The sequence below is a fragment of the uncultured Microbacterium sp. genome, assembly GCF_963521695.1.
Lineage (GTDB): Bacteria > Actinomycetota > Actinomycetes > Actinomycetales > Microbacteriaceae > Microbacterium.
In genome coordinates this window covers 1-10639 of sequence record NZ_CAUQWC010000109.1, presented here as the reverse complement: position 1 = coordinate 10639, position 10639 = coordinate 1, and the positions used below count along the sequence as shown (strand labels likewise).

At 68.5% G+C, this 10639-nt stretch carries 5 protein-coding genes; 4 read left to right on the top strand and 1 reads right to left on the bottom strand.

The window, feature by feature from the left end; translation table 11 throughout:
• Positions 1 to 491 precede the first annotated feature (491 nt).
• Positions 492 to 5138 (top strand): ExeM/NucH family extracellular endonuclease, encoded by a 4647-nt coding sequence (locus tag RWP81_RS09540; protein ID WP_314455355.1) that lies wholly within the window; start codon positions 492 to 494, stop codon positions 5136 to 5138.
• Between the two features lie 97 nt (positions 5139 to 5235).
• Here RWP81_RS09540 and RWP81_RS09535 read toward each other — a convergent pair whose 3' ends face one another.
• On the bottom strand, positions 5236 to 6246 hold the full coding sequence (locus RWP81_RS09535; RefSeq protein ID WP_314455352.1) for a LacI family DNA-binding transcriptional regulator: 1011 nt from the start codon (positions 6244 to 6246) through the stop codon (positions 5236 to 5238).
• A gap of 237 nt (positions 6247 to 6483) precedes the next feature.
• Between RWP81_RS09535 and RWP81_RS09530 the strand changes: the two genes are divergently transcribed.
• The 3 genes from RWP81_RS09530 (at position 6484) to RWP81_RS09520 (ending at position 10269) form a co-directional block, all read left to right on the top strand.
• Positions 6484 to 7815 carry an extracellular solute-binding protein gene (locus RWP81_RS09530; RefSeq protein WP_314455348.1) on the top strand — a complete coding sequence of 444 codons (1332 nt, stop codon included), beginning with the start codon at positions 6484 to 6486 and terminating at the stop codon, positions 7813 to 7815.
• A 127-nt stretch (positions 7816 to 7942) separates the two neighbouring features.
• Positions 7943 to 9295 (top strand): carbohydrate ABC transporter permease, encoded by a 1353-nt coding sequence (locus tag RWP81_RS09525; RefSeq protein WP_399540576.1) that lies wholly within the window; start codon positions 7943 to 7945, stop codon positions 9293 to 9295.
• On the top strand, positions 9292 to 10269 hold the full coding sequence (locus tag RWP81_RS09520; RefSeq protein ID WP_243224231.1) for a carbohydrate ABC transporter permease: 978 nt from the start codon (positions 9292 to 9294) through the stop codon (positions 10267 to 10269). Before RWP81_RS09525 ends, RWP81_RS09520 begins: the two co-directional genes overlap by 4 nt.
• Positions 10270 to 10639: the final 370 nt, after the last annotated feature.

Below are 10639 nucleotides of genomic sequence, written 5' to 3'. Positions count from 1 at the left end.
ACGTCGTTTCCGGGCGGGTGACCCGAGATGCCGTTGGCATCCGGGTCTTCGTCGTTTCCGGGCGGGTGACCCGAGATGCCGTTGGCATCCGGGTCTACGTCGTTTCCGGGCGGGTGACCCGAGATGCCGTTGGCATCCGGGTCTTCGTCGTCTCCGGGCGGGTGCCCCGAGTTTGCCGCTGGCCTCCCGGGCCTCGTCGTCTCCGGCCGGAGGACCCGAGTTGCCGCTGGGGTCTTCGGCGTTTCCGGCCGGGGGAGTGACACTGAGGCGCGGTTCGGTACCGATGCGCTCCGGCGCCGGGGCACGGCATCCGGGATCTTGGACAGTGCGCGCAGCGTGGAACCCGGTTTCACCGGTCGAGGGACCGATGTTCACCAGATCGAAACGTTGAAGCCTGGGAAAACCGTATGCCCATCGTTTACGGTCGTTGAGAACCCCCGTCGATCCCCCCACCCGACGTCGATCGTTCGCGCGTCGGTACCTGGAGACTCATGCCCAACGCTGCCTCGCGCGTACCCGCGCGCCGCTTCACGACCGCGCTGAGCGCCGCCCTCGGCGTCGCTCTGCTCGGTTCCGCACTCGTCCCGCTCCCGGCGTTCGCCGCCGACGGCCCCCGGGTGGTGATCAACGAGGCCTACCTGAAGGGTGGGAGCAACGGAGCCTTCTTCAACAAGAAGTTCGTCGAGCTGTACAACGCCGGCGACACCGCTCAGGACCTCAGCGGATGGTCGCTGCAGTACCGCTCCGCGAGCAGCGTGGCGGCTCCGACCGGTGCGAACACGCAGCCGCTGACCGGGTCGATCGCCCCCGGCGGGTACTACCTCATCGGACTGCCGGGCAATGGTGACGGCAGCGTCGGCGCCGACCTTCCCGCCGCCGACATCACGAGCGGGGGCCTCAACCCCTCGGGCACGACCGGCCAGCTGTTCCTCGCCAACGTCGCGGAGTCGCTCGCGGTGCCCGCGGGCTCCGTCGCCGACAGTCGCGTCGTCGACTTCCTCGGGTACGGCGGCGCGGCGAGCTTCGAGACCACGGCGGCGTCCGTCGACGGCCCCAACGGTACGGCGAACGCGCTCGTGCGCACGGGCTTCGTCGACACGAACGACAACTCCCTCGACTTCGCCAACACCACCACCGTGACGCCCCAGGGCTCGGGCGGCGCGGTCACGCCGACGCCCGCGCCGACCGCCACGGCCACCCCCACGGCGACGCCGACACCCACCCCGACCGTCACCCCCGGTGCGGTCACGCCGATCCGCGACATCCAGGGCACCGGAGCCACGACGCCCCTCGCGGGCGCCACCGTCACCACGCGCGGTATCGTCACCGCCGCCTACCCGACGGGCGGATACAACGGGTTCTACCTCCAGACACCCGGCACCGGTGGCCCGCTCGACCCGGCCACCCACGCCGCCTCCGACGCCGTCTTCGTCTACGGTTCCGACGCCACCCAGAAGGTGTCGATCGGCCAGCACGTCGAGGTCACGGGAACGGCGAGCGAATTCGCCGGCCAGACCCAGATCACCGCCGACGGCGCCGCGGTGGGCATCTTGACGGAGCAGGCCGCCGCCGTGCAGCCCGCGAAGGTCTCGTGGCCGAAGACCGACGAGGAGCGCGAGCGCTTCGAGGGCATGCTCCTCGAGCCGCAGGGCGATTTCACCGTCACCAACACCTACTCGACCAACCAGTACGCCGAGGTGGGTCTGGCGGCCGGCGAGACGCCGCTGCGCACCCCCACCGACGTGGCGCGCCCCGACACGCCCGCCTACGTGGCGGCCGTCGCCGATAACAACGCGCGCGCGGTCGTGCTCGACGATGGTGCGTCGATCAACTTCCTGAACGACGCGAACAAGGGCATTCCGCTGCCGTACGTCTCGCTCACCGAGCCGGTGCGCGTCGGTGCCCCCGTGTCGTTCACGACGCCGGTCATCCTCGACTTCCGCAACAACGCCTGGAAGTTCCAGCCGACGCAGCAGCTGACCGTCGACAACGCGGGCGGCGTGCAGCCGGCGACCTTCGAGAACACCCGTACCGCGGCGCCGGAGGACGTCGGCGGAAACGTGAAGATCTCGAGCTTCAACGTGCTCAACTACTTCACGACCACCGCCGAGAGCGTCGGCTGCACCTCGACGTACAAGGACCGCGAGGGCAACCCCATCACGGCCGACACGTGCCCCGCTCCCGGACCCCGCGGTGCGGCCAACGACGCCAACCTGACGCGCCAGCAGGACAAGATCGTCGCCGCGATCAACGGACTCGGAGCCGACGTCGTCTCGCTCGAAGAGATCGAGAACTCGGCCGCCTTCGGCAAGGACCGCGATGAGGCGCTGTCGACCCTCGTCGATGCACTGAACGCCGCGGTCGGCTCGTCGCAGTGGGAGTTCGTGCCCTCGGCCGCCGTGCTGCCGGCATCCGAAGACGTCATCCGTACCGCCTTCATCTACAAGAAGGCCGTCGTCGCGCCGTCGGGTGACAGCGTCATCCTCGATGATCCGGCGTTCCGCAACGCCCGTCAGCCGCTCGCGCAGGCCTTCGCCCCGGTCTCCTCCTCGGATGCCAAGATCCTCGCGATCGTGAACCACTTCAAGTCCAAGGGCGACAGTCGCCCCGCCGCCACCGGTGACAACGCCAATGGCATCCAGGGTGCCTTCAACGGTGACCGCGTGCGCCAGGCCGACGCCCTCGGGAAGTTCGCGCAGGCGCGTGCGGCCGCGGTCGGCACCGACGAGGTGTTCCTGCTCGGTGACTTCAACGCCTACACGCAGGAGGACCCGATCCAGAAGCTCCGCGAGTACGGCTTCGAGCCCCTCGAGGCGGGCACGGGCGAGTACTCGTACTCGTTCAGCGGCCAGTCGGGTTCGCTCGACCACGTGCTGGCGTCGCCGTCGGCACGGGAGCTGGTCACCGGCACCGACATCTGGAGCATCAACGCCGTCGAGGCGCTCGCCCTCGAGTACAGCCGCTTCAACTACAACGTGCGGAACTTCTACGACGCGTCGCCCTACCGCTCCAGCGACCACGACCCCGTCGTCGTCGGGCTCGATCTCGGCGTCACCACGGTCAATCTGCTCGGCATCAACGACTTCCACGGTCGCATCGACGCCAACACGGTGAAGTTCGCCGGCACCATCGAGCAGCTGCGCGCCGAGGGGGGCGAGGACAACACCCTCTTCCTCTCCAACGGAGACAACATCGGGGCGTCGCTGTTCGCCTCGGCGTACTTCGACGACGAGCCGACCATCGAGGTGCTGAACGCGCTCGAGCTCGCGGCATCCGCCACGGGCAACCACGAGTTCGACAAGGGCGCCGCCGACCTCACCGGGCGCGTGTCCGACTCCGCCGACTTCCCGTATCTCGCGGCGAACGTCTACAAGAACGGGGAGCCGCTGCTCGACGAGTACGCGATCTTCGAGGTCGACGGAGTGCGCGTCGGCGTCATCGGCGCCGTCACGCAGGAGACGGCGCAGCTCGTCTCGCCCGGCGGTATCGAGGGCATCGAGTTCCGCGAGCCCGTGGCCGAGGTGAACCGCGTCGTCGCCGAGATCGAGGATCAGGTCGACGTCATCGTCGCCGAGTACCACGAGGGTGCCGCCGAAGGCGACTCCACGGGCGAGACCATCGAGGAGGCGGTGGCCGCCGGCGGCGCCTTCGCCAAGATCGTGAACGAGACGGATGCCGCGGTCGACGCGATCTTCACTGGTCACACCCACCAGAAGTACGCGTGGGACGCCCCGATCCCGGGCGGTGAGGGGACACGCCCGATCGTTCAGACCGGGAGCTACGGCGAGAACATCGGCGAGATCGTGTTGACCGTCGACCAGCAGAACGGCGAGGTCGTCGACTACTCCGCGCGCAATGTGCCCCGCCTCGCCGCGGCGACCGTGCCGAACAACGCCGAGCAGACCGCCGCGAACAGCGCAGCCCTGGATGCCGAGCTGATCGCCACCTATCCGCGCGTGAAAGAGGTCGACCGTATCGTGAAGCTCGCGCGCACCGAGGCGGACCGAGTCGGTGCACAACCCGTGGGGTCGGTCACCGCCGACATCACCACCGCCTTCCGGGGCGGGTCGTACGTCGACGGCGTCTACACGGGCGGCCAGCGCGACGACCGCTCGAAGCAGTCCGCGCTCTGCGGCCTGGTCGCCGACGCCCTGCGCGACACCCTCGCCGACCCCGCGCGCGGCGGGGCGGAGATCGCCTTGGTCAACCCGGGCGGATTGCGCGCCGAACTCCTCTACGCCGGCGACGGGGTCATCACACTGGCCGAGGCGAACGCGGTGCTGCCGTTCGTGAACAACCTGTGGACCACCACCCTGACCGGGGAACAGCTGCGACTCGCTCTCGAGCAGCAGTGGGGTGACACGGCGGGCCGCGACCGCGACCTCGCGCTCGGTGTCTCGGAGAACGTGCGCGTCACGTACGACGTCGCCCGGGGCGCGGGTCAGCGCATCACCGGCATCTGGATCGACGGGGCTCCCGTCGACCCGGCCGCGACGTACCGGGTCGGCTCGTTCAGCTTCCTCCTGCAGGGCGGCGACGCCTTCGCGGTCCTCGGGCAGGGCGCCGACACGCGCGACTCCGGCCTGATCGACCGCGACGGGTGGATCGCCTACCTCGAGGCGAACCCCGACCTCACCCCCGACTTCACCGCCCGTGCGGTGCAGGTCTCGGGTGTGCCCGCTCAGGTCGAGCCGGGCGGCGACGTCACCGTCGCTGTCTCGAACCTCGACCTCACCTCTCTCGGCGCTCCGGCCAACACGTCGCTGTCGGCGACGTGGGGTGCGGCAGACGAGGCCGTGGACTTCCCCGTCGTGAACGGGGCGGCGACGGTCACCCTCGGCGTTCCCGCCGACGCCACGGGCGAGGTCGCGCTGCAGCTCAGCGCGCAGCCGAGCGACACCGATGTGACGGTTCCGATCCAGGTCGGAGCGCTCGCGGGCGGTGGCGGTTCGGGCTCCGGCGGTTCGGGCTCCGGCTCGGGCAGCGGCGCGGGCCAGGGCGGCGCACCGGGCACGGGTGGCTCGCTCCCTGTGACCGGTGCCGACACGGGCTGGATGGGTGCCGGCCTCCTCGCCGCGCTCGCGCTGCTCGGGCTCGGCGTGCTCGCGCGCCGCCGGGCGGTGCGCCAGAGCGACTGATCCGCAGTGATAACGGAGACCCCGGATGCCGTGGCATCCGGGGTCTCCGTCGTCTCGCACGGGGCCTTGGATGCCGTGGCATCCGGGATCGTCGTCGTCAGGCGGAACGCGGGGGTGCGGTGGACGCGCGCACGACGAGGCGCGTCTCGGCCTCGGTGCGACGGGGGGCGTCGCCGGTGCCCTCGATGAGGGAGACGAGGATGCGCGTCGCGGCGATGCCCTGTGCGAGGGGGAACTGCTCGACCGTGGTGAGGGAGAACATCTCGGCGTAATCGTGCCCGTCGATGCCCACGACGCTCAGCTCGCTCGGCACCGAGATCCCCATGCGCCGTGCCGCGATGATCACGCCGATCGCGACCTCGTCGCACGCGGCGACCACCCCCGTCGGACGTGATGCCGCGTCGGCGAGGAAAGAGGCGGCCGCGGCGTATGCATCGGTGATGGTCAGGGTGGAGGGGACGTTTCGAATGCGCACGGCTAGGCCATTGTCGTTCATCGCGTTGCTGTAGCCGATGGAGCGCTCGTCGACGTCTTTCGCGGGAGCGTCGGTCGGGGGAGTGCTGCCCACGAAAGCGATGTCGGTGTGCCCCAGCGCGATCAGGTGCTGCGTGATGATGCGGGTGATCGCGATGTTGTCGAGCCCGAGCGTCGGCACGCCGGAGAGGGCGTTTCCGATACTGACGACGGGCTTGCCGATGTTGGCGAGGCGCTCGAGGTCGGCGTCGTCGGGCTCGAGGGCGACCGCGATGATGCCGTCGAAGCGCTTGCGCGCGAGGTAGGTCGAGTACAGGCTTTCCCGGTCGTTCGAGCCGGGTTCGGCGACGTACAGGGTCACGTCGTAGCCGAGCGGGATGAGAGTGCGCTCGACCCCCTCGACGATCGCTCCGAAGTACCACCGGTTCACCTTGGGCACGATCAGCGCGATCGTGCGCGTGCGGCCGGTGGCCAGGCTCACCGCGCTCGTGGAGGGGACGTATCCCAGGGATGCCGCCGCGTCGGCGACGCGCCGGCGCGTGCCGTCGGAGACGTAGCCGCCGCCGGTGAGGGCGCGGCTGGCGGTCGACTTGGACACGCCGGCCAGGCGCGCCACCTCAGCGATTCCGCTCATGCGTGGACTTCCTCGTAATGGGTCGACGTCCGTGTCGACGTCGAGAAGAGTATCCAACATCCCGGCAAAGTGGAACCGGTTCCGGGGGTGAGTGCACCTGATGGGCGCCGGAAATACGCCAGTTATCGGTTCGTGACCTGACGCTGGTTGCGGCTCTTGTGAATTGCCTCTACGGTTGCCTGGAATCGGTTCCCTACTGGATCCGGTGCACCACAGAACTCAAAGAGGAGAGACCACATGGGTATGTCACAGCGGACTCGCATGCTGGCGCCCGTCGGGCTGCTGGCGATCGGTGCGATCGCGCTCGCGGGCTGCGCCGAAGGCGACAGTGGCGGCACGAGCGGATCGAGTGGGGGCGCGACCACGGTCCGCATCTCCGGCGGAATCACCGGCACCGAGGCCGACGCGCTGAACGAGACGTTCGCGCAGTTCACGCAGGACACGGGCATCGAGGTCGTCTACACCGGTGACAAGAGCTTCGAGGGCAACATCGTCACGAAGGTGTCGGGTGGCGACGCCCCCGACATCGCGATCGTCCCGCAGCCGGGTCTGCTGAAGACCCTCATCGGCACCGGTGAGGTGCAGGCGGCTTCGGACGCCGTCTCGTCGAACGTCGACGAGTACTGGGGCGAGGACTGGAAGTCGTACGGCACCGAGGACGGCACGTTCTACGCCGCCCCGATGCTCGCCAACCTCAAGGGCTACATCTGGTACTCGCCGGCGAAGTTCGCCGAGTGGGGCGTCGAGATCCCCAAGACGCTCGACGAGCTCATGACCCTCACCGCGACCATCCAGCAGAAGACCGGCGCCGCCCCGTGGTGCGCCGGTTTCGCCTCCGACGCCGCTTCGGGCTGGCCCGGCACCGACTGGGTCGAAGACATGGTGCTGCGTCTCTCGGGCCCCGACGTCTACGACCAGTGGGTCGCCAACGAGGTCGCGTTCACCGACCCGCAGATCAAGGCGGCCTTCGACGCGGTGGGCGACATCCTACTCAACCCGGCGTACGTCAACGCCGGCTTCGGCGACGTCAGCAGCATCAACTCGACCGCCTTCGCCGACGTCGCCGCCAAGGTCGCCGACGGCAGCTGCCCGATGACGCACCAGGCGTCGTTCCTCTCGGCCAACTTCCTGACGGTCACCAACGCGGCCGGTCAGACCCCGACGATCGCGCCCGACGGAGACGTCTACGCGTTCCTGACCCCGGGCGTGACCGAGGGTGAGCTCGCGGTCGAGGGTGGCGGCGAGTTCGTCGCTGCCTTCTCCGACGACGAGAGCGTGCAGAAGGTCGTCGAGTACATGTCGACGCCCGAGTTCGCCGACGCCCGCGTCAAGCTCGGCGGTGTGATCTCCGCCAACAAGGGAGCCGACCCGTCGCTCGCCTCGAGCGAGTTCCTCACGGAGGCGATGCAGACCCTGCAGGACCCGAGCACCACGGTTCGTTTCGACGCCTCCGACCTGATGCCGGCGACCGTCGGCTCGGGCTCGTTCTGGAAGGGCATGGTCAGCTGGATCGACGGTACTCCGACCGACCAGGTGCTCAGCGACATCCAGGCCGGCTACAACAACTGATCGACGTGACCGATCGATGGGCCGCCCGCCGTGCGCGGGCGGCCCATCCGGTCCATACTTCTAACCTGCCCGACGCGGCATCCGGGCACTGATCGATGAGCACGAAGACGTGTTCGGGAGGGACGTCATGACCGACATCAAGAACGCGGAGACGACGCCGGCGGCGTCGCCACCGCCGACCGGCCGGGGTAAGCCCGCGTCGCGCGGCTCCGCAGCCACTCATCGCACCACCCTGCTCGTGGTCATCGTCGGCCTCATCCTGGCGGTGGCCCTCTTCCTCTTCATGGTCACGCGCGCGCCCGTGGAGACCAGGCCGACCACGCTCGGGTTCTCGCTCAACAGCTTCTTCATCTGGCTCGGCGGTCTCAGCCCCATCGTGCAGATCCCGCTCGTCCTCGTGGCTTTCGGCGCCGTCGTCGGCATCCTGCTGCTGCTCATCGAATACGCGCCGCGATCCGGCAAGGGCTACTTCTGGCTGCGGTTGGCGGCATGCTTCGTCATCCCCGTGCTGGCATTCATGCTGCTGCGCCCCTACCAGAACGCCGTCATCTACGTGCTGGGCATCGCGATCCTCCTCGGCGCGGTCCTGTTCTACGCCGACTACCGCTCCCGCCAGGGCGCGGGCTACCTGTTCCAGCTCATCCTGTTCGCCGCTCCCGCGGCGATCCTCCTGCTGCTCGGACTCGTGTACCCGGCGATCACGACCTTCTTCCAGTCGTTCTTCGACAAGACCGGTGAGAACTTCGTCGGGTTCGAGAACTACATCTGGACCTTCACGAACCCCGAGGGGTTCTGGTCGGTCATCAACACCCTCATCTGGGTGCTGCTCGCGCCGACCATCGCGACGGCGATCGGTCTCGCGTACGCCGTCTTCATCGACCGCGCCGCGGGGGAGAAGTACCTCAAGGTGCTCATCTTCATGCCCTTCGCGATCTCGTTCGTCGGTGCCGGCATCATCTGGAAGTTCGTCTACGACTTCCGCCAGGGCGACCAGCTCGGCATCCTGAACGCCATCGTCACCACCTTCGGCGGGCAGCCGATCTCGTGGCTGTCGGCGGCGCCGCTGGTGAACACCCTCCTGCTCGTGGTCGTGTTCATCTGGAGCCAGACGGGCTTGGCGATGGTCATCCTCTCGGCCGCCATCAAGGCCGTGCCGCCGGAGCAGAACGAAGCAGCCGAGCTCGACGGCGCGAGCGCCTGGGAGCGGTTCATCAACGTCACGGTCCCCGGCATCCGTTCGTCGCTCATCGTGGTGCTCACCACCATCGCCATCGGCGCGCTGAAGATCTACGACATCGTCGCCGTCATGACCGGCGGTCGTAACGACTCGACCGTGCTCGCCTTCGAGATGGTCAACCAGCAGCAGCGATTCCAGAGCTACGGGCACTCCGCGGCGCTGGCCGTGGTGCTGTTCGTCTTCGTGCTGCCGTTGATCATCTTCAACGTGCGCCAGATCCGGAAGCAGAGGGAAGTGCGATGACCACCTCCACCGTGGTGCTCGAACCCACGACCGACACCCGCACCGCACGTCAGGTCGCCCGCGACACGCGCAAGCACGAGGCGATGGCGCGCAAGCGCCTGACCTCCAAGGGCGCGACGATCGCCGCCGTCGTGATCGCCTTCTTCTGGACGATCCCGACGTTCGGTCTGTTCATCACGTCGTTCCGTCCCGGATCCGACACGCAGTCCACCGGTTGGTGGACGGTTTTCGTCGACCCGGCGTTCACGCTGGACAACTACCGCCTCGCACTCACATCGGGCGGCACCGCCCTGACGTTGGCGCAGTCGTTCCTGAACTCGTTGGCGATCACGATCCCGGTCGTGCTCTTCGCCCTCGCGATCGCCTCGCTCATCGCGTACGCCTTCGCCTGGATCGACTTCAAGGGTCGCAACTTCTTCTTCATTTTCATCTTCGCGCTGCAGATCGTGCCTCTGCAGATGGCACTCGTGCCGCTGCTGAGCCTGTTCTCGCGAGGACTGACCATCAACGACGTCACGATCTTCCCGGGCTTCGACCTGCGCGGTGTGGAGCACAGCTTCGCCACCGTGTGGATCGCACACGTGATCTTCGCGATGCCGCTGGCGATCTTCCTGCTGCACAACTTCATCGCCGAGATTCCGGCCGAGGTCATCGAGGCCGCGCGCGTCGACGGCGCCGGTCACGGGCAGGTCTTCTTCCGCCTCATCCTGCCGCTGGCGGCTCCCGCCCTGGCCTCCTTCGCGGTGCTGGAGTTCATCTGGGTCTGGAACGACCTGCTGGTGGCGACGATCTTCGCGCCATCGTCCTCGCTCCCGTTGACGCAATCGTTGAACTCCCTGTCGGGAACCTGGGGCGACCAGTGGTTCCTGCAGTCGGCGGGAACGTTCATCTCGATCCTCGTGCCGCTGATCGTGTTCTTCCTGCTGCAGCGCTTCTTCGTGCGCGGCTTGCTAGCAGGCGCGACGAAGGGCTGAGTCCGGCACGACCGAAGGGGTGCGGCATCCGGAGGATGTCGCGCCCCTTCGTCGTTCCCGCCGGGAGTCGCGCTGCCGGCCGTGGCCGCGGGCCGCGACTCGTGCGCTTCCGCCTGTGGCCGCGCATAAACGCGATCCGCGCGCAGAAACGCGGGGAGCGCGCGTTTACGGGCGTGGATCGCGTTTATGCGTGGGGTGGGGCGGGTGCCGCGTCGCCCGGAGCGAGGCGGTGCAGCGGTCAGGATGGAGAAGGGCGTACGGGACGGGCGCGCGTCGGCGGTGGACGCCGGGAGGTGGCGGTGCGGCACGCGCGGCCGGGTGAATAAGCGATCAGCGCGCATAAACGCGGGGAGGGCGCGGTTCCGGGCGT

Excerpts from the sequence above, each read along its gene's own strand:
- RWP81_RS09530 (WP_314455348.1), top strand. The coding sequence starts at position 6,484 with ATGGGTATGTCACAGCGGACTCGCATGCTGGCGCCCGTCGGGCTGCTG.
- RWP81_RS09525 (WP_399540576.1), top strand. The coding sequence starts at position 7,943 with ATGACCGACATCAAGAACGCGGAGACGACGCCGGCGGCGTCGCCACCG.
- RWP81_RS09535 (WP_314455352.1), bottom strand. The coding sequence starts at position 6,246 with ATGAGCGGAATCGCTGAGGTGGCGCGCCTGGCCGGCGTGTCCAAGTCG.
- RWP81_RS09520 (WP_243224231.1), top strand. The coding sequence starts at position 9,292 with ATGACCACCTCCACCGTGGTGCTCGAACCCACGACCGACACCCGCACC.
- RWP81_RS09540 (WP_314455355.1), top strand. The coding sequence starts at position 492 with ATGCCCAACGCTGCCTCGCGCGTACCCGCGCGCCGCTTCACGACCGCG.